Below are 18563 nucleotides of genomic sequence, written 5' to 3'. Positions count from 1 at the left end.
CACCCCGATTCATGACTCCCAGAACCAAGGACGTTCCAACAATGCTTCGCATCGCCGTGCCAAACAAGGGCATGCTCGCCGAGACGGCCAACGAAATGCTGCAGGAGGCCGGCTACCGCGGCCGCGGCGACAGCCGTGAGCTCGTCGCCATCGATCCGATCAACGACGTCGAGTTCTTCTACCTTCGGCCTCGTGACATCGCGACCTACGTGGGCTCGGGTGTCCTCGACGCTGGCATCACGGGCCGCGACTTCCTCTTGAACACCGAGTCGGCCGCCAAGGAGGTCCGTGCGCTGGACTTCGGCGACTCAACCTTCCGATTCGCGGGCCCCGCCGGCGAGTTCACCGATGTCAGCCAGTTGCAGGGCAAGCGCGTGGCGACGAGCTACACGGGCCTGCTCGGCTCCTGGTTCGCCCGGGCGGGCATCGAAGCTGAGCTAGTGCCCCTGGAGGGGGCGGTCGAGTCGGCCATCAGGCTCGGCGTCGCGGATGCCGTGGCCGACGTCGTCTCCACGGGTGGCACGCTGCGCAAGGCCGGCCTCGAGGTCTTCGGGCCGGTCATCCTCGAATCCACGGCGGTCCTCATCTCGACGCCGGAGAAGGAGCACGCTGCGCGTCGCCTCCTCGGCCGCCTCGACGGTGTGCTCGTCGCGCGACGCTACGCGATCATGGACTACGACATCGAGTCGTCGAAGCTCGACGCGGCTCTGGCGATCACACCCGGCTTCCAGTCGCCGACGATCTCCCCGTTGCGCGACTCGGAGTGGGTCGCGGTGCGCTCCATGGTGCCGCAGAACGAGCTCAACCAGGTCATGGACCAGCTCCAGGATGCTGGGGCCAAGGCCATCATCGTGACGGCGCTGCAAGCCGTCCGGGTGTGATGATGACCGTCTCCTCATCCGCCCCGAAGTCCACGGGGCTCGCAACGCGCGTCATCCCCTGCCTCGATGTGGCCGAGGGGCGTGTCGTCAAGGGCGTCAACTTCCTGGATCTGCAGGATGCGGGCGACCCCGTCGAGCTCGCGGCGCTCTACGCCGAGCAGGGTGCGGATGAGCTCACCTTCCTCGATGTGACCGCCTCGAGCGAGGGACGGGGGACCACCTACGACCTCGTCACGCGGACGGCGGAGCAGGTCTTCATCCCGCTCACCGTCGGCGGTGGGGTGCGCAGCGTCGAGGACGTTCGCGTGCTGCTCGCGTGCGGCGCCGACAAGGTCGGCGTGAACTCTGCGGCGATCGCACGGCCGGCGCTGCTCGATGAGATCTCGTCGACGTTCGGCAACCAGGTCCTCGTCCTCTCGCTGGATGTGAAGCGCTCGGCATCGACCGAGTCCGGGTTCGTCGTGACGTCCCACGGTGGGCGAACAGACACTGGGATCGACGCGCTCAGCTGGGCCCGCGAGGCCATCGAGCGCGGCGCGGGGGAGCTCCTCGTCAACTCCATGGACGCTGATGGCACGAAGGCCGGCTTCGATCTGGAGCTGACCCGCCTCGTCCGCGAGCTGGCGACGGTCCCCGTCATCGCGTCCGGCGGAGCGGGTGCGCTCGAGCACTTCGCTCCCGCCGTCGAGGCCGGCGCGGACGCCGTGCTGGCCGCGAGCGTCTTCCACCACCGGCAGTTCACGATCGGCCAGGTGAAGGACTCCCTGGCCGAAGCAGGAGTCACCGTCAGGCGGAGCGTCCGATGACGGCATCCACGTTCCCCGTTGCCGCTCGGCAGATCGACGAGATCCTCTCGCGCGTCTCGTTCGACGACCGCGGCCTGGTTCCGGCAGTCGTGACCCGGCACGACACCCGCGAGGTGCTCATGCTCGCCTGGTTGAACGCGGAGTCGCTGCGCATGACCCTGACCGAGGGGCGGGTCGTCTACTGGTCGCGCTCTCGTTCGGAGCTGTGGCGCAAGGGCGACACCTCCGGCAATACGCAGCGCCTCGTGAGCTTCGCGCTCGACTGCGATGCCGACACGATCCTCCTGGGCGTCGACCAGCACGGCCCTGCCTGCCACACCGGTACCCGAACCTGCTTCGACGGCGACGACCTCGCGCTCGAGTTCCCGGCCCATGACGTCGCCTGACGCTGCGGGCAAGCGCGGCAAGCGCGGTAAGCGCGGCACGCTCCTCGCGATCGTCGTCGGCGCGGGTCTGGCGATCCTCGCCTGGTCGCAGGTGTGGTTCTCGTTCGAGGTGTCCCTCGGGGCGCAGACGTTCGCGGGCGAGGTCCGCGGAGACGTCGCAGCCCCGGCCGTCATGGCGCTCGCTCTGGCTGCCCTCGCCGTCCTCGCGGCGCTGGCCCTGGCGGGAGTCGTGTTCAGATACGTGCTCGGCGGGCTGCTCACGCTCGTCGGCGCGGTCCTGGTGCTGCAGTCCTTCGTCGCGGTCGGCAACCCGGCCCCGGCCATCGCACCGGAGGTGACGGCAGCATCGGGACTCGCGGGCGAGCAGACGATCGCGGATGCGGTCGCCGCCGGAGCGGTCTCCGTCGGATTCTGGCCATGGCTGGCCGTCGTCGCCGGCGCCGTCCTCGCCTTCGCCGGCGTGCTCGCGATCGTCACGGCCCGCCGGTGGCCGACGAGTGGACGGCGCTTCTCGACGACTTCACTGGAAGCGGCCGACGAGATGCCCGAGAATGGACAACCGGCGGGTGACGTTCGCGCGGACGCCCCGGCGGGCAGCGATCAGCGTGTCGAGCAATGGGATGCGCTGAGCCACGGCGACGACCCCACCGACGCGGGTGGCTCGCGAGCATCCAGCTAGACTTACCCCAGCGCACGTGACAAGGAGCACCCTCATGACTGAACTGGCCGCGAAGACGTCCCACGAACCCACGAGCATCGAAGAGGCCGAAGAGGTCCAGGAGGCGCCGCTGCAGGAGCCTCACGAGAGCCACGGCCACTCCGTTGCCGCGTGGACCGGAGTCCTCATCATGCTCGTCGGCTTCACCGTCGGCACGCTCGGCATCTGGTTCGACCAGAACATCGTCACCTGGGTCGGCGTCGTCGCGATCGTGATCGGGGCCATCGCCTGGCCGCTGCTCGCTCGTCTCGGCTTCGGTCCGAAGGCGCACTAGCTTGCTCGAGTCGCTGTACCACGGCGCTCTCGAGGACGCGGCTGAACGGCGGGAGCGCACTCCCTCGAGCGTCCTCGAGGCTCGAATCTCCGACGTCGCCCCTGCGCTCGATGCGTACGGGGCGCTCGCCCGCTCGGAGCGCGTCAACATCATCGCGGAGGTCAAGCGAGCCAGCCCCTCTCGGGGTCGCCTCGCCGACATCCCCGACCCCGCTGTGCTGGCGGCATCCTACGAACGTGGGGGTGCAGCCGCGATCTCCGTGCTCACCGAGCAGCGCAAGTTCCTCGGCTCGCTCGACGACCTCCGCGCGGTGCGCGACACGGTCGCCGTCCCCGTACTCCGCAAGGAGTTCATCGCAGAGGAGTACCAGCTGCTGGAAGCCCGCGCGTGCGGGGCCGACCTGGCCCTGCTCATCGTCGCGGGGCTCGACCAGTCGACGCTCGTCCGCCTCGCCGAGTTCACCGAGCAGCTCGGCATGACGGCGCTCATCGAAGCGCATTCGAAGGACGAGCTGCTGCGCGGTCTCGACGCCGGCGCAAGGATCCTCGGCGTCAACGCTCGCAACCTCGCGACCTTCGAGCTCCACCCGGAGCTCTTCGGGGAGCTTGCTCCCCTCTACCCGAACGATGTCGTCAAGGTCGCCGAATCGGCGGTCCTCGAGCCAGCTCACGTGCGTCGCTACCGCGACGCTGGCGCAGACGCCGTTCTCATCGGGGAGGCGCTCGTGACGGGCGGCAACCCGGAATCTACTTTGGAGACCTTCCACCTCGCATGAGCACCTTGCCCCCAGACACCACATCGCTGCGGAACGCCTCCGGCCCCTACTACGGGGAGTTCGGCGGCCGCTTCGTCCCGGAGAGCCTCATGGCGGCTCTCGACGAGCTGTCGAGCGCCTGGGAGGCGGCGAAAGCCGACGATGAATTCTGGGCTGAGCTCTCCCGACTGCACCGCGACTACTCCGGCCGCCCCTCGATCATCACCGAGGCGCCGCGGTTCGCCGCGCACGCTGGCGGCGCCCGCATCATCCTCAAGCGCGAAGACCTCAACCACACGGGTTCGCACAAGATCAACAACGTGCTCGGTCAGGCCCTGCTGACGAAGCGCATCGGAAAGACGCGAGTCATCGCCGAGACCGGCGCAGGCCAGCACGGCGTCGCGACCGCGACTGCTGCGGCGCTCTTCGGGCTCGACTGCACGATCTACATGGGTGCCGTCGACACGGCTCGCCAGGCACTCAACGTCGCGCGGATGCGACTCCTGGGCGCAGAGGTCGTGGCCGTCGAGTCCGGCTCGGCGACGCTCAAGGATGCGATCAACGACGCCATGCGCGACTGGGTCGCGTCCGTCGACACGACGAACTACGTGTTCGGCACTGCGGCGGGCCCGCACCCGTTCCCCGCGCTGGTGCGCGACCTCCAGGCCATCATCGGCGAGGAGGCGCGCCAGCAGGTGCTCGACCTGACCGGTGCTCTGCCCGACGCCGTCGTCGCGTGCGTCGGCGGCGGCTCCAACGCGATCGGCATCTTCAGCGCGTTCCTCGATGACCCCTCGGTGGCGCTCTACGGCTACGAAGCCGCTGGCGACGGCGTCGACACGCCACGTCACGCCGCGACGATCGGCGCCGGTCGCCCTGGAGTGCTCCACGGCGCTCGCACCCTGCTCCTGCAGGACGTCGACGGGCAGACCATCGAGTCGCACTCGATCTCGGCGGGCCTCGACTATCCCGGCGTCGGACCAGAGCACGCCCACCTCGCCGCCATCGGCCGCGCAACGTACCTCCCGGTGACGGATGCGGCGGCGATGGAGGCCTTCCGGCTGCTCTCGCGCACCGAGGGCATCATCCCGGCCATCGAGTCCAGCCACGGCCTCGCCGGCGCGCTCGAGCTCGGCAAGGAGCTCGGTCCGGACGCGACGATCCTGGTCTCGCTCTCGGGGCGCGGCGACAAGGACATGGAGACCGCAGCCGAGTACTTCGGCCTCGGCAACCCGGACCGCACCGAGGGAGAAGTCAAGTGACCTCAGCATCGACCACCGCGGCTTCCCCGATCCCGTCCGCGACATCCGCCCTCGAGCAGGTCATCGACACAGCGAATCGGGACCGCAGGGGCGCGCTCGTCGCCTACCTGCCTGTCGGATTCCCCGACTTCGACACGTCAGTGGCCGCGGCTATCGCGGTCGTCAAGGCGGGCGTCGACGTCATCGAGCTCGGCATGCCGTACTCGGACCCGGTCATGGACGGCCCCGTCATCCAGGCCGCAGCTGTTCAGGCGCTCGAGGGCGGCTTCCGCACGGAGCACGTCTTCGAGGCCATCCGCCAGATCCGCGCCGAGGTGGATGCGCCGATCGTCGTCATGACCTACTGGAACCTCGTCATGCAGTACGGCGTCGACGCGTTCGCCCGCGACCTCGCGGCAGCGGGTGGCAACGGACTCATCACCCCCGACCTCGTCCCCGACGAGGGTGGGGAGTGGATTGCCGCCTCGCAGGCGCACGAGCTCGACCGCGTCTTCCTCGCGGCCCCCAGCTCGAGCGACGTGCGCCTCGACCTGGTCATCAACTCCAGCAGCGGCTTCGTGTACACGGTCTCGACCATGGGCATCACGGGAGCCCGGGCGGACGTCGACCAGGCCGCTCGCTCGCTCGCGGACCGACTCCACGCGCACGGCTGCACACGAGCCTGCGTCGGCCTCGGCATCTCGACCGCAGAGCAGGTCCGCGAGGTGCTCGCGTATGCGGAGGGCGCCATCGTCGGATCCGCGCTGGTCAAGGCCCTCGCCTCCGGCGGCGTGCCCGCTGTCGCCGAGGTCGCCGCCCAGCTCGCGACCGGAACCGCTCTCGACGCTTCATCTTCGAAGGAACAGGCATGACGCCACTGACCGGAATCCCCAGCCCGCCCCTCGAGTGGGCGAGCTTCGAGGTCGGGCCGCTCACGGTGCACCTCTACGCGCTCTTCATCGTGGCGGGCATGATCCTCGCCGTGCTGTGGACGGACCGACGGCTCACCGCGCGTGGCGGTGAGAAGTGGATCACGGTCGACTTCGCCATCTGGGCCGTGCTGCTCGGGCTGCTCGGCGCGCGTCTGTACCACGTCTTCACGCATCCCGCCGACTACTTCTTCGAGGGCGCCAACTTCTGGCGCATCTTCTTCATCTGGGAGGGCGGCAACGCCATCATCGGCTCCCTCATCGGCGGAGCGATCGGCATCTTCATCGCGAGCCGGATGACGGGCATCCGCATGCTCGCGTTCTCGGACGCGCTCATCCCCGGCCTCCTCCTGGCACAGGCCGTCGGGCGCCTCGGCAACTACTTCAACCACGAGCTCTACGGCTGGCCCACCGACCTGCCGTGGGGCCTGCAGATCGAGGCGAGCAATCCAGCCTTCCCCGTCGGCTTGCCGGAGGGGACGCTCTTCCATCCCACGTTCCTGTACGAGATGCTCTGGAACCTCGCCGGCATCGCCCTCATCGTGCTCCTCGAGCGCATGTTCCGGTGGCGAACGGGCAAGACGCTCGCCGCCTACCTCATCTGGTACGGAACCGGACGCATGTGGATCGAGTCCATTCGCGTCGACTACTCCGAGGTGATCCTCGGGATGCGCTCGAACGTCTTCGGGGCCCTGTGCCTCGTCATCGTCGGCATCGCGCTCTTCATCTACGTCTCACGCCTGCCGGTCTCGCAGCTGAGCACGAGCATCTACCTTCCCGGGCGCGATCCGGAGTCCGAGGCAGCCAGGGCCGCTGAGGGCGCTCATGGTGCTGAGGCCGACGAACTCGACGGCGACGACGACCTCGACGCCGAGGAGGAAACCTCCACGCAATCTTCGGTTCACGACGAGGAAACTTCCGAAGCCAAGCCTAACTCGGGCGACGTGGAAAATACCCCTGATGAGAGCGAAGAAGTCTCCACGTCCTCGAAGAGCTGAGGCGAAACAGCCCACCCCTCTCGGGCCTTGCACGTGCACCTCGAAACACAGAAGTAACACAGCGGTCGTAATCTGCTGAATGGACCGACGGACGCCTGTAGGCACCCGCCCCGAACGGGCTCCGTCAACATCAGTCTTCTGTCGAGTCCGCCAAGCGACCCATGGCACCACCGACGAGGGGACGAGTTATGACCTCCGCCGCCTTTCCAATGAATGGCTACCCAGCAGCAGCCGGTCTGTACGACCCTGCCAACGAACGCGACGCCTGTGGGCTCGCGATGGTCGCCACCCTGCGTGGCACGCCGGGTCACGACATCATCGACCACGCGCTCGACGCGCTCCGCCACATGGAGCACCGCGGCGCTGTCGGCTCGGATGCGGGCACCGGAGACGGCGCTGGCATCCTGACGGCGATCCCGGACGACTTCTTCCGCGCGGTCAGCGGCTTCGACCTGCCTGCCGATGGCCGCTACGCGGTCGGCAACGCCTACCTTCCCGTGGACGCCGACGAGCGGGCCAGGGTCAAGGCTGGCATCGCCAAGCTCGCGGCAGAAGAGGACCTCCGCGTCATCGGCTGGCGCGAGGTTCCCGTGCAGCCCGACGAGCTCGGCAAGCTGGCTCGGGCCGCGATGCCCGTCATCGAGCAGCTCTTCGTGCGCAGCGAGCGCCAGAACTTCCGAGGGAACCCACGCAAGGGCGCGTCCCTCGACCGGCAGTGCTACCGGATGCGCAAGCGCGCCGAGCATTCGCTCGGCGTGTACTTCATGTCGCTCTCGTGCCGCTCGATCACCTACAAGGGCATGGTCACGACCCTGCAGCTGGAGCCGTTCTACCCGGACCTGAGCGATGAGCGCTTCGCCTCCAAGCTCGCGATCGTGCACTCGCGCTACTCGACGAACACGTTCCCGTCGTGGCAGCTCGCGCAGCCGATGCGCATGATGGCGCACAACGGCGAGATCAACACGGTTCGCGGCAACCGCAACTGGATGCGCGCCCGGCAGTCGCAGCTGCGCTCCGAGATCCTCGGCGACGTCGCAGACCTGTTCCCGATCGTGACCGAGGGCGCCAGCGACTCGGCATCCTTCGACGAGGTGCTGGAGCTGCTCACCCTCTCGGGCCGCTCCCTCGCGCACGCCGTGCACATGATGGTGCCGGCAGCGTGGGAGACCGCAGAGGACCTGAGCGCCGAGGTGCGTGACTTCTACGAGTACCACTCGCTCATCATGGAGCCGTGGGACGGGCCCGCGGCGATGGCCTTCACCGACGGCCGCTACGTGTGCGCGACGCTCGACCGGAACGGACTTCGCCCCGGCCGCTTCGTGCAGACAGCCGACGGCCTCATAGTGCTGGGCTCCGAGGTCGGGGTCGCCAGCCTCGACCCCGCGACCGTCATCCGCAAGGGGCGTCTGCGCCCAGGACAGGTGCTCCTCGTGGACACCGAGGTCGGCCGCCTCATCGAAGACGATGAGGTCAAGCACGACCTCGCGGAGCTGCAGCCGTGGGGGGACTGGCTCGATGAGGGTCGCATCAACCTCGCCGAGCTCCCGGAGCGCGAGCACGTCACGCACACTCCGGCCTCCGTCGAGCGCCGCCAGCGCACCTTCGGCTACACCGAGGAGGAGCTGCGCATCCTGCTCGCTCCGATGGCGAAGAACGGTGCTGAGCCGATCGGAGCCATGGGCACGGACACGCCCATCGCGATCCTCACGGACCGACCGCGGCTCGTCTTCGACTACTTCACGCAGAACTTCGCGCAGGTGACGAACCCGCCGCTCGACTCGATCCGCGAGGAGGTCGTGACGAGCCTCACGACGAGCATCGGGCCGCAGGAGAACCTCCTCAGCGCCGGCCCTGAGCACGCGCGTCAGGTCGTGCTGGACTTCCCGGTCATCGACAACGACCAGCTCGCGAAGATCCAGCACATCGAGCAGCGCCCCGGTATCGACGCGGCGGAGACGCTCCGCGGCTGCTACCGGGTCGACGACGGCGTCGAGGGGCTGCGCAAGCGGCTCGAGGAGCTGTGCGAGGAGGCCGACCGCGCGATCGACGCCGGCGCCGGCTTCATCGTGCTCTCCGACCGCGACTCGAACCGGGACTACGCGCCCATCCCCTCGCTGCTCATGACGAGTGCCGTGCACCACCACCTGATCCGCACGGAACGCAGGATGCGCGTCGGCCTGGTCATCGAGGCGGGCGATGTCCGCGAGGTGCACCACGTCGCAGTGCTGCTCGGCTACGGCGCTTCCGCCGTCAACCCGTACCTGGCGATGGAATCCTGCGAGGACATGGTCCGTCAGGGCAAGCTCACCGGAGTCTCCGAGGAGAAGGCGGTCGCCAACCTCATCAAGGCGCTCGGCAAGGGCGTCCTGAAGATCATGTCGAAGATGGGCATCTCCGCGGTCTCCTCCTACGCGGGCGCGCAGTGCTTCGAGGCCGTCGGCCTCTCGAACGAGCTCGTCAGCGAGTACTTCACGGGCACGGCGAGCAAGATCTCCGGAATGGGGCTCGAGGGCATCGCCCGCGAGAACCAGCTCCGCCACCGCCACGCGTACCCGGCCCAGGCTGCTCCCGCGTCGCACCGCCCCCTCGACATCGGCGGCGAGTACCAGTGGCGCCGTGAGGGGCCACCGCACCTCTTCAACCCGAACACGATCTTCCGCCTGCAGCACTCGACGCGCGAGGGCCGCTACGACATCTTCAAGGAGTACACGAAGCTCGTCGACGACCAGGCCGCGGAGACCATGACGCTGCGCGGGCTCTTCAAGCTCAAGGTGGGCGACCGGACACCGATCCCGATCGACGAGGTCGAGCCGGCTTCCGAGATCCTCAAGCGCTTCCAGACCGGTGCCATGAGCTACGGCTCCATCTCGAAGGAAGCGCACGAGACGCTCGCCATCGCGATGAACCGCATCGGCGGCAAGTCGAACACGGGTGAGGGTGGCGAGGACGTCGAGCGCCTCCTCGATCCTGAGCGACGCAGCGCCATCAAGCAGGTCGCCTCGGGCCGGTTCGGCGTCACGAGCATGTACCTGACCCACGCGGATGACATCCAGATCAAGCTGGCGCAGGGCGCGAAGCCGGGCGAAGGCGGGCAGCTGCCTCCGACGAAGGTCTACCCCTGGGTGGCTCGGACGCGCCACGCGACACCTGGCGTGGGTCTGATCTCCCCGCCCCCTCACCACGACATCTACTCCATCGAGGATCTCAAGCAGCTGATCTTCGACCTCAAGCGCGCGAACCCGTCGGCGCGCATCCACGTGAAGCTCGTGAGTGAGAACGGCATCGGCGCAGTCGCGGCCGGTGTGACGAAGGCGCTTGCCGACGTCGTCCTGGTCTCAGGCCACGACGGCGGCACCGGCGCCTCGCCCCTCAACTCCCTCAAGCACGCCGGAACCCCGTGGGAGCTCGGCCTTGCCGAGACGCAGCAGACGCTCATGCTCAACGGGCTGCGCGACCGCGTGGTCGTGCAGGTGGACGGTCAGCTCAAGACGGGCCGCGATGTCATCGTCGGCGCCCTGCTCGGTGCCGAGGAGTTCGGCTTCGCGACCGCGGCGCTCGTCGTCTCCGGCTGCATCATGATGCGCGTCTGCCACCTCGACACGTGCCCGGTCGGCGTCGCCACGCAAAACCCTGAGCTGCGCGCCCGCTACACGGGCCAAGCCGACCACGTCGTGAACTTCTTCGAGTTCGTCGCGCAGGAGGTCCGCGAGTACCTCGCGGAGCTCGGCGTGCGCTCACTGGACGAGATCATCGGGAAGCGCGAGCTCCTCGAAGTCGACGAGGCGATGCATCACTGGAAGACCGAGGGGCTCGACCTCTCGCGCGTGCTCACCGGCCACGAGTTCGGCGATGCGCCGACTCGGAGCCTTGTCACCCAGGAGCACGAGCTCGACCAGCACTTCGACCAGAAGCTGCTCACGCTCGCCGAGCAGGCGCTCGAGCGCGGCGAGTCCGTCAAGGTGTCGATGGACGTCATCAACACCGACCGCGCCGTAGGCACGATGCTCGGGCACCACGTGACCCTCAAGCACGGTGAGCACGGCCTGCCAGCAGGCACGATCGACATCGAACTGCGGGGGACCGCAGGGCAGTCGCTTGGCGCGTTCCTGCCGAACGGCATCCGCATCCGGCTCGTCGGCGACTCGAACGACTACGTCGGCAAGGGGCTCAGCGGTGGCGAGATCATCCTCAGGCCCGACGAGCGTGCGCCGTTCAAGTCGCACGAGAACGTCATCGCGGGCAACGTCATCGGCTACGGCGCGACGAGCGGAACCATGTTCCTGAGCGGCGTCGTCGGCGAGCGCTTCCTCGTCCGCAACTCCGGCGCCACTGCGGTGGCGGAGGCCGTCGGCGACCACGCGCTCGAGTACATGACCGGCGGACTCGCCGTGATCCTGGGGGAGACGGGCAAGAACTTCGGTGCGGGCATGTCCGGTGGCATCGCCTACGTGCACAAGCTCGACCCGAAGCTCGTCAACCCCGACATGGTCTCGACGGGGGAGCTCGGCCTGACGACGCTGACCAGCGCCGATGCCGACATCCTGCGCGACATCCTCGAACGCCACTACGCGGAGACCGACTCGCAGCTCGCTCGCGAGATGCTCGAGGACTTCGACGCGGTGTCGAAGGAGTTCACGAAGGTGCTCCCGCGTGACTACGCCAAGGTCACCGAGATCCGCAACGCCGCCATCGAACGCGGTGGCGACCCCGATGACAGCACGACCTGGCACGAGATTCTGGAGGCAACCCGTGGCTGACCCGAGAGGATTCCTCACCAATCGCGAACGCGAGCTCCCCAAGCGTCGGCCCGTTCCCGTGCGAATCATGGACTTCAGCGAGGTCTACGACCCTCAGGAGCCCACCCAGCTGCGCCGGCAGGCCGGACGCTGCATGGACTGCGGTGTTCCGTTCTGTCACCAGGGCTGCCCGCTCGGCAACATCATCCCCGAGTGGAACGACCTGACGTTCCGCGGTGACATGGCGGGCGCGAGCGAGCGCCTGCACGCCACGAACAACTTCCCGGAGTTCACGGGACGCCTGTGCCCGGCCCCGTGCGAGTCGTCGTGCGTGCTCGGCATCAACCAGCCGGCCGTCACGATCAAGCGCGTCGAGCAGTCCATCGCGGACACCGCCTTCGCCGAGGGCAACGTCCGTCCGCACCCGCCCGAGCGCCTCACTGGCAAGACGGTCGCCGTCGTCGGATCGGGGCCAGCGGGCCTCGCCGCCGCCCAGCAGCTGACCCGCGCCGGCCACACGGTCGCGGTGTTCGAGCGTGACGACCGCATCGGCGGGCTGCTGCGCTACGGCATCCCGGACTTCAAGATGGAGAAGTCCGTACTCGATGCTCGTCTCTCGCAGATGCGCGCCGAGGGCACTCGCTTCCGCACCGGCATCGAGATCGGTCGCGACATCACGTGGGACAACCTCCGACAGCGCTACGACGCCGTCGTGGTCGCCACCGGAGCGCTGGTCCCGCGCGATCTCCCCGTGCCGGGCCGCGAGCTCAAGGGCGTCCACTACGCGATGGACTTCCTGACGCAGTCGAACCGCGTGGTCGCGGGCGACGACCTCGCCTCGCAGATCCATGCCGAGGACAAGCACGTCATCGTCATCGGCGGTGGAGACACCGGTGCAGACTGCATCGGCACGTCGCACCGCCAGGGCGCAGCCTCGGTCACGAACCTCGCCATCGGCAAGGAGCCGCCGACCGAGCGTCCCGCGCATCAGCCGTGGCCGACGACGCCGACCCTCTTCGAGGTCTCGACCTCGCACGAGGAGGGCGGAGAGCGCGCCTTCCAGGCGTCCACGGTCGAGTTCATCGGCGACGAGTCCGGTCGGGTCCGCGCGATCCGGCTCGCCGAGACCGAGTTCCGCGCCGACGGCTCGCGCGGCCCGAAGGCGGGCACGGAGCGCGAGCTTCCCGCCGACCTGGTGCTGCTGGCCATGGGCTTCACGGGCCCGGAGCGGCACACGATCGAACCTCAGCTGCAGCTCCCGTTCACCTCACGGGGGGCCCTCGACCGCACTGCCGAGTACGAGACGGAGCTCCCTGGAGTGTTCGTCGCGGGCGACGCGGGCCGCGGCCAGTCGCTCATCGTCTGGGCGATCGCCGAGGGACGTGCGGCAGCCGCCTCCGTCGACCGGTATCTTGAACAGTCGACGGAGCTTCCGGAGCCGATCCTCGCCACCGAGCGCGCGATCTCCCTCTGAATCCGCCACCACGCGCCTCTCGGCGCACCACAGTTTCGACGAACCGGAGTTAATGCATGAGCCGTAGAGCGAAGATCGTCGCCACCCTCGGTCCAGCCGTCAACACCCCTGAAGGGATCCGCGCCCTCATCGGCGCCGGCGTCAACGTCACGCGCTTCAACCTCAGCCACGGCGACCACGCCGTGCACACCGAGAACTACACCCTCGTCCGGGATGCCGCCGAGGAGCTCGGCGTTCCCGTCGCGATCCTGGTCGACCTGCAGGGACCGAAGATCCGTCTCGAGAAGTTCGAGGACGGCCCCCACCACCTCGCGGTCGGGGACATCTTCAAGATCACCTCCCAGGACGTGCCCGGCACGAAGGACCTCGTCGGCACGACCTACAAGGGCCTGCCCACCGACGTGAAGCCGGGCGACCCGCTGCTCATCGATGACGGCAAGGTGCTCGTGCGCGTCGTGGAGACCGACGGCGTGACCGTCACGACCCGCGTCGAGGTGCCAGGCAAGGTCTCGAACAACAAGGGCATCAACCTGCCCGGCGTCGCCGTGAACGTGCCAGCCCTGTCCGAGAAGGACGAGGACGACCTGCGCTGGGGTCTGCGCATCGGCGCCGACATCATCGCCCTGTCGTTCGTGCGTTCGGCGGAGGACATCAACCGCGTCCACGCGATCATGGACGAGGAGGGCATCCGCCTTCCCGTGATCGCGAAGATCGAGAAGCCGCAGGCCGTCGAGAACCTCAACGAGATCGTCGACGCGTTCGACGGCATCATGGTCGCCCGCGGCGACCTCGGCGTGGAGCTTCCTCTCGAGCAGGTCCCGATCGTGCAGAAGAACGCGATCCAGCAGGCTCGCCGCTGGGCGAAGCCCGTGATCGTCGCGACGCAGATGCTCGAGACGATGATCGAGAACCCGCGCCCCACCCGCGCGGAGGCATCCGACTGCGCCAACGCCGTCCTCGACGGCGCCGACGCGCTCATGCTCTCCGGCGAGACCAGCGTCGGCGCGTTCCCGATCGAGGCGGTGCGCACCATGGCGCGCATCATCGAGTCGACCGAGACGCACGGCCTGGACCGCATCCCGCCGCTGGGCACGAAGCCCTTCACGCAGGGCGGCGCGATCACCCTCGCCGCGTCGGAAGTGGGCGAGTTCCTCAAGGCGAAGTACTACTGCGTGTTCACGGAGTCCGGTGACTCGGTGCGGCGCATGGCGCGCCTGCGCACCGAGATCCCCGTGCTCGGGTTCACCCCGTCGCCGCACATCGCGCGTCGCATGAACCTCTACTGGGGCGTCAAGGCCGCCATCGTGGAGCGCGTCACGCACACCGACGAGATGATCGGGCAGGTCGACAAGTACCTCATGGAGAACGGCCTCGCCCAGGCGGGCGACGTCGTCGTGGTCGTCGCCGGCATGCCGCCGGGCCGCGCTGGCACCACCAACGACCTCCGCGTGCACCGCGTGGGCGTCGATGACGACCGCGTCGTCCCCGCGTACGAGGGCAAGCACACCCGCTAGCCGCACGCCGCCGAGAGGCCGGTGAGGACCCAACGGTTCTCACCGGCCTCTTGTCGTCGGTGAGAACCCGCGGCGGCCCCACGTTGGGTATCGTTTCACCATGTCGATCGTCGAGGCGCGGAGCGAGTCGTGAGTCCGGTGCAGGGGTCCACCGCGCTGGACGTCAGAGATGCGCTTGTCGCCGCCACGGAATGGCGACCGGATATCCTCGGTTCCGGTTTCTCGGCCCTCGACCTGCCGCTCAAGCCCGACCATGAGGGCCAGGTCGTCGCGACGCTCGTTCGCGGGCCGCGGGCGGACCGCTTCGCGCGGGGCCCAGCACGTGGAGCTGACATCCTCTACGTGCACGGCTGGTCCGACTACTTCTTTCAGAAGCACCACGCTCACTACTGGGCGAGCGAGGGCGCACGCTTCTTCGCGCTCGACCTGCGCAAGTACGGCCGCAGCCTCCGCGACTACCAGACGCCCGGGTTCGTCACCGACCTCGCGACCTACGACGAGGAGCTGGAACGGGCCCTCGAGGTCATGGGGCATGGGCCGGGTGGGCACCGCCGGGGCCGGCATCCGCTCATCCTCATCGGCCACTCCACGGGTGGCCTCACGCTGAGCCTCTGGGCGGACCGGAACCCAGGTCGCGTGGATGCGCTCATCCTGAACAGCCCGTGGCTCGAGCTGCAGACCAGAGCAGCGGTGCGTACGGCGCTGACCCCGCTCATGACGCTCGCGGCCCAGCTCCGCCCCACGGATACGTTCAACAACATCGACTTCGGCTTCTACACGCGGGCGGTGAAGAAGGAGCTAGGTGGCGAGTGGGAGTTCGACGACCGCTGGCGGCCGACGCCGAGCTTCACCGTGCGAGCTGGCTGGCTCCACGCGATCCTCGCCGGCCACGCGGCAGTCGCCGTGGGGCTCGACATCCGGTCGCCCGTCCTGACGCTCCTGTCATCGCGGAGCACGCTGTCGCCGATCTGGCATGAGTCGATGCGCACCTCCGATTCCGTGCTGCGCGTCGACGACATCGCGCGGCGTTCACTCAATCTCGGCGACACGGTCACGGTTCGTCGCCTGGACGGCGCGCTGCACGACGTGCTGCTCTCCGCCCCGCCGGTGCGGGCTGAGGCGTTCGCGGCCATGACTCGGTGGCTCAAGGCGTACCTCCACTGATCCGCAGCGGGAACAACAGCGGCCGAATCACTGTTGGACCGCGTGTGCCCCAACGTCGAAAGGTCAGCATGAGCCGTCTTCTGTCACCCGTCACCCTGCCGAGCATGGAAGGTGGCGGCCTGCCGTTGCGCAACGCCACGTTCCTCGCACCGATGTGCCAGTACTCGGTGACGCGCCGGGACGGTCTTCCCACGTCCTGGCAGCTCGTGCACCTGGGTGCGCGCGCGAGCGGCGGGTTCGGGCTGGTCTGGACGGAGGCGACAGCGATCGTCCCCGAGGGCCGCATCTCGCCGGAGGACACGGGAATCTGGAGCGACGAGCACACGGAGGCGTGGCGCCCCATCGTCGACTTCCTGCATGAGCAGGGCGCTGCTGCCGGCATCCAGCTCGGCCATGCCGGCGGCAAGGCATCCGCCTACCCGGCTCTGCCGGAGACGGCACGAGGCACCGTTCCCGCGGACGAGGGCGGTTGGAGTGCGCAGGCCCCGTCGAGCACCGATGTCTTCGGGCTCGCGGTGCCTGCCGAACTCACCGTCACGCAGATCTCAGGCCTCGTGACCGACTGGGGCAGGGCGGCCCGCCGCGCCGACGAGGCGGGCTTCGACGCACTGCAGATTCACGCGGCTCACGGCTACCTGCTGCACGAGTTCCTCTCGCCGCTCTCGAACGAGCGGACCGATGAGTACGGCGGCTCGTTCGAGAACCGCACTCGCTTCGTCCTCGAGGTCGTCGCCGAGGTGCGGCGCAACTGGCCGGCGGAGAAGCCTCTGGCGATCCGCTTCTCCGGCGAAGACTGGGTGGAGGGCGGCTGGACCATCGCCGAGACCGTCGACCTCGCAAAGCTCGTGCACCAGCTGGGCGTCACCGTGTTCGACCTCTCCAGCGGTGGCATCGGCGCTTTCACCGGCCCGGTCGGCCCCGGCTACCAGGTGTCGCTCGCCCGGGCGGTCCGCGAGGCGCTCCCCGCGGAGACCGCATTTGTGACGGCGGTCGGCCAGATCACCGAAGCGCGCCACGCCGAGGCGATCCTGGTGGGAGGCGATGCCGACGGGATCACGATCGGCCGAGCCGCGCTCGCCAACCCGAACTGGCCGGTGCACGCCGCTGTGCAGCTGGGAGACGGGCAAGTCGGCCTCGTCGCACCCCAGTACTGGCGCGCGACCATGGGCTAGCGCCCCGGTAGCTCCCTGGTAGCTGGCCTGCAGAGCTAGCTGCGGGGCTCGCGCGCCCCCTCGGCCCTGGCCGTCGTCGAGTCGTCGAGAAGCCGGGTGAGCGTGTCTTTGAGCGCCTCGAGTTCGGGGAGGGTCCACCCGAGCTCCGCGACGACCTTGACCGGCACCTCCTCGGCCTTGGCCCGCAGCTCGAGGCCCGGGGGAGTGAGACGAATCTCGACGGCTCTCTCGTCGTCTGGTCGCCGACTGCGGGTGACCAGGCCAGAGGTCTCGAGTCGTTTCACGAGCGGGCTGAGCGTGGCAGGCTCCAGATGCAGGGCCCTCGCCAGCTGACCGAGTGTCTGCCCGTCGTTCTCCCAGAGCCCGAGCATCACCAGGTACTGCGGATGCGTGAGACCGAGCGGCTCGAGGATGGGTCGGTAGAGCGAGATGACGCTCCGGCTGGCCGCGGCCAGGGCGAAGCAGAGCTGCTTGTCGAGCGCGAGGAGATCCACAGGTCCAGACTAGTCGCGCACACAGGCCACGAATAGTTAGTACACTAACGATCATGGCCAGCGACAGACTCCCCAATCCCTACAAGGGTCAGCCCGGATGGTGGAATCGGCTCAACCAGCTGCTGTTCCCGTTCATGGGGCCAGCACAGGTGGGCACCGGGGGAGTCGCGCGAACGGATCCCGTCCGAGCACCCGCGTCCTGCCGGGACTGCGGGCACCCGTACTCCGAGCACGAGATCAGGCGAGGCGTCGGCGCCAATCAGCCGAGCAGCATCCTCTGCCCGAACGATGAGCGACGAGAGCCGGACTCGACGCGGACCACCGCCTAGTCACTCCAGGCAGGCGCAGATCGCGCCGAACGCCCCGCGGACGTCAGCGGCGAGCGCTTCGGGGTCGGAGGTGCCAGCCGCGGCGGCTGTGAAGAGCAGCCCGACGAACGCGAAGTACAGCGCACCCGCTCGCGCGGCGGCGTCGTCCTCGGCGGTGCATCCGCGCTCGGTGATCACGGTGCGGAACCTATCGGTCAGACCGGTCGCCAGATCCGAGAAGAGCCCCGCTTCACGCCCGCCCGAGATGAGAGTGGACGCGTAGGCGCGCGCAAGCTCGTCGTGGCGCGTGAACAGCGCGACGAGCGGTGCCGTGAAACCCACGAGCCTGTCCGGGCAATTGCCCCCGGCATTCGCCCCGGCGACGGTGGATTCGGGGTGCCCGGCCACCGTGGCACGAGCCCGGCTGATGAGGGCGGTCCGCTCGGCAACTTCCGCCTCGACGAGGAGGTCGAAGACCCGCACCAGCAGCGCGCTCTTGTCGCCCACGGACATGACCGTGCCGACGCTCACGCCCGCCGCCTTCGCGATTCCGCGGATGCTCGTGCCAGCGAACCCCTTCTCGACGAAGAGGTGTGCGGCCACATCGACCACGCGGGAGTGCGTGAGCCGCTTGACCTCTGCGCGTGGTGTCGACATGCCCGAAGGCTACCTCGAACAAGTTCAGTGAACGCGTTCACACACGCCGACGTACCG

At 68.6% G+C, this 18563-nt stretch carries 17 protein-coding genes; 15 read left to right on the top strand and 2 right to left on the bottom strand.

Annotation, left to right across the window (positions count from 1 at the left end; translation table 11 throughout):
- Positions 1-41 precede the first annotated feature (41 nt).
- From hisG to C5B99_RS08085, 14 genes are all read left to right on the top strand, one after another.
- Positions 42-881, top strand: coding sequence for an ATP phosphoribosyltransferase (gene hisG, locus C5B99_RS08150; RefSeq protein ID WP_104241259.1), 840 nt, complete (start codon positions 42-44; stop codon positions 879-881).
- 2 nt (positions 882-883) lie between these two features.
- Positions 884-1687 carry an imidazole glycerol phosphate synthase subunit HisF gene (hisF, locus tag C5B99_RS08145; RefSeq protein WP_104242051.1) on the top strand — a complete coding sequence of 268 codons (804 nt, stop codon included), beginning with the start codon at positions 884-886 and terminating at the stop codon, positions 1685-1687.
- Positions 1684-2073: a phosphoribosyl-AMP cyclohydrolase gene (gene hisI, locus C5B99_RS08140; protein WP_104241258.1), complete on the top strand. Its 390-nt coding sequence runs from the start codon at positions 1684-1686 to the stop codon at positions 2071-2073. The genes hisF and hisI overlap by 4 nt, the downstream gene beginning before the upstream one ends.
- Positions 2060-2752 carry a Trp biosynthesis-associated membrane protein gene (locus C5B99_RS08135; RefSeq protein ID WP_181064964.1) on the top strand — a complete coding sequence of 231 codons (693 nt, stop codon included), beginning with the start codon at positions 2060-2062 and terminating at the stop codon, positions 2750-2752. Before hisI ends, C5B99_RS08135 begins: the two co-directional genes overlap by 14 nt.
- Positions 2753-2786: 34 nt before the next feature.
- The gene (locus tag C5B99_RS08130) at positions 2787-3065 is read left to right on the top strand and encodes an HGxxPAAW family protein (RefSeq protein ID WP_146080203.1); all 279 of its coding nucleotides are present in this window, start codon (positions 2787-2789) and stop codon (positions 3063-3065) included.
- Between the two features lies 1 nt (position 3066).
- Positions 3067-3840 (top strand): indole-3-glycerol phosphate synthase TrpC, encoded by a 774-nt coding sequence (gene trpC / locus C5B99_RS08125; RefSeq protein ID WP_104241256.1) that lies wholly within the window; start codon positions 3067-3069, stop codon positions 3838-3840.
- A complete protein-coding gene (gene trpB / locus C5B99_RS08120; protein WP_104241255.1) occupies positions 3837-5081 on the top strand; it encodes a tryptophan synthase subunit beta in 1245 nt (414 codons plus the stop codon). The genes trpC and trpB overlap by 4 nt, the downstream gene beginning before the upstream one ends.
- Entirely contained in the window at positions 5078-5932 is an 855-nt protein-coding gene (gene trpA / locus C5B99_RS08115) for a tryptophan synthase subunit alpha (RefSeq protein WP_374953461.1), read from the top strand. The genes trpB and trpA overlap by 4 nt, the downstream gene beginning before the upstream one ends.
- Positions 5929-6987, top strand: coding sequence for a prolipoprotein diacylglyceryl transferase (gene lgt, locus C5B99_RS08110; protein ID WP_104241254.1), 1059 nt, complete (start codon positions 5929-5931; stop codon positions 6985-6987). The genes trpA and lgt overlap by 4 nt, the downstream gene beginning before the upstream one ends.
- 209 nt (positions 6988-7196) lie before the next feature.
- Positions 7197-11744, top strand: a complete 4548-nt coding sequence (gene gltB, locus C5B99_RS08105) for a glutamate synthase large subunit (RefSeq protein ID WP_258063123.1) — start codon at positions 7197-7199, stop codon at positions 11742-11744.
- Positions 11737-13197 (top strand): glutamate synthase subunit beta, encoded by a 1461-nt coding sequence (locus tag C5B99_RS08100; protein WP_104241252.1) that lies wholly within the window; start codon positions 11737-11739, stop codon positions 13195-13197. Before gltB ends, C5B99_RS08100 begins: the two co-directional genes overlap by 8 nt.
- Before the next feature lie 56 nt (positions 13198-13253).
- Positions 13254-14711: a pyruvate kinase gene (gene pyk / locus C5B99_RS08095; RefSeq protein WP_104241251.1), complete on the top strand. Its 1458-nt coding sequence runs from the start codon at positions 13254-13256 to the stop codon at positions 14709-14711.
- A gap of 129 nt (positions 14712-14840) precedes the next feature.
- A complete protein-coding gene (locus C5B99_RS08090) occupies positions 14841-15875 on the top strand; it encodes an alpha/beta hydrolase (RefSeq protein ID WP_258063122.1) in 1035 nt (344 codons plus the stop codon).
- A 68-nt stretch (positions 15876-15943) separates the two neighbouring features.
- A complete protein-coding gene (locus C5B99_RS08085) occupies positions 15944-17047 on the top strand; it encodes an NADH:flavin oxidoreductase/NADH oxidase (RefSeq protein WP_104241250.1) in 1104 nt (367 codons plus the stop codon).
- A gap of 35 nt (positions 17048-17082) precedes the next feature.
- Here the strand turns inward: C5B99_RS08085 and C5B99_RS08080 are convergent, their stop codons facing one another.
- A complete protein-coding gene (locus C5B99_RS08080; protein ID WP_104241249.1) occupies positions 17083-17541 on the bottom strand; it encodes a MarR family winged helix-turn-helix transcriptional regulator in 459 nt (152 codons plus the stop codon).
- Positions 17542-17594: 53 nt separating this feature from the next.
- On the opposite strand from C5B99_RS08080, the gene C5B99_RS08075 reads away from it, so the two are divergent.
- Positions 17595-17870: a hypothetical protein gene (locus C5B99_RS08075; RefSeq protein ID WP_104241248.1), complete on the top strand. Its 276-nt coding sequence runs from the start codon at positions 17595-17597 to the stop codon at positions 17868-17870.
- Here C5B99_RS08075 and C5B99_RS08070 read toward each other — a convergent pair whose 3' ends face one another.
- Positions 17871-18506, bottom strand: a complete 636-nt coding sequence (locus tag C5B99_RS08070) for a TetR/AcrR family transcriptional regulator (RefSeq protein ID WP_104241247.1) — start codon at positions 18504-18506, stop codon at positions 17871-17873.
- Between the last annotated feature and the right edge of the window lie 57 nt (positions 18507-18563).

Source organism: Pseudoclavibacter sp. Z016 (assembly GCF_002931215.1).
Lineage (GTDB): Bacteria > Actinomycetota > Actinomycetes > Actinomycetales > Microbacteriaceae > Pseudoclavibacter.
The sequence above is the reverse complement of the archived record's forward strand: the minus strand, read 5'-3'. Positions and strand labels throughout refer to the sequence as shown.

Excerpts from the sequence above, each read along its gene's own strand:
- hisG (WP_104241259.1), top strand. The coding sequence starts at position 42 with ATGCTTCGCATCGCCGTGCCAAACAAGGGCATGCTCGCCGAGACGGCC.
- hisF (WP_104242051.1), top strand. The coding sequence starts at position 884 with ATGACCGTCTCCTCATCCGCCCCGAAGTCCACGGGGCTCGCAACGCGC.
- hisI (WP_104241258.1), top strand. The coding sequence starts at position 1,684 with ATGACGGCATCCACGTTCCCCGTTGCCGCTCGGCAGATCGACGAGATC.
- C5B99_RS08135 (WP_181064964.1), top strand. The coding sequence starts at position 2,060 with ATGACGTCGCCTGACGCTGCGGGCAAGCGCGGCAAGCGCGGTAAGCGC.
- C5B99_RS08130 (WP_146080203.1), top strand. The coding sequence starts at position 2,787 with ATGACTGAACTGGCCGCGAAGACGTCCCACGAACCCACGAGCATCGAA.
- trpB (WP_104241255.1), top strand. The coding sequence starts at position 3,837 with ATGAGCACCTTGCCCCCAGACACCACATCGCTGCGGAACGCCTCCGGC.
- lgt (WP_104241254.1), top strand. The coding sequence starts at position 5,929 with ATGACGCCACTGACCGGAATCCCCAGCCCGCCCCTCGAGTGGGCGAGC.
- gltB (WP_258063123.1), top strand. The coding sequence starts at position 7,197 with ATGAATGGCTACCCAGCAGCAGCCGGTCTGTACGACCCTGCCAACGAA.
- pyk (WP_104241251.1), top strand. The coding sequence starts at position 13,254 with ATGAGCCGTAGAGCGAAGATCGTCGCCACCCTCGGTCCAGCCGTCAAC.
- C5B99_RS08085 (WP_104241250.1), top strand. The coding sequence starts at position 15,944 with ATGAGCCGTCTTCTGTCACCCGTCACCCTGCCGAGCATGGAAGGTGGC.
- C5B99_RS08075 (WP_104241248.1), top strand. The coding sequence starts at position 17,595 with ATGGCCAGCGACAGACTCCCCAATCCCTACAAGGGTCAGCCCGGATGG.
- C5B99_RS08070 (WP_104241247.1), bottom strand. The coding sequence starts at position 18,506 with ATGTCGACACCACGCGCAGAGGTCAAGCGGCTCACGCACTCCCGCGTG.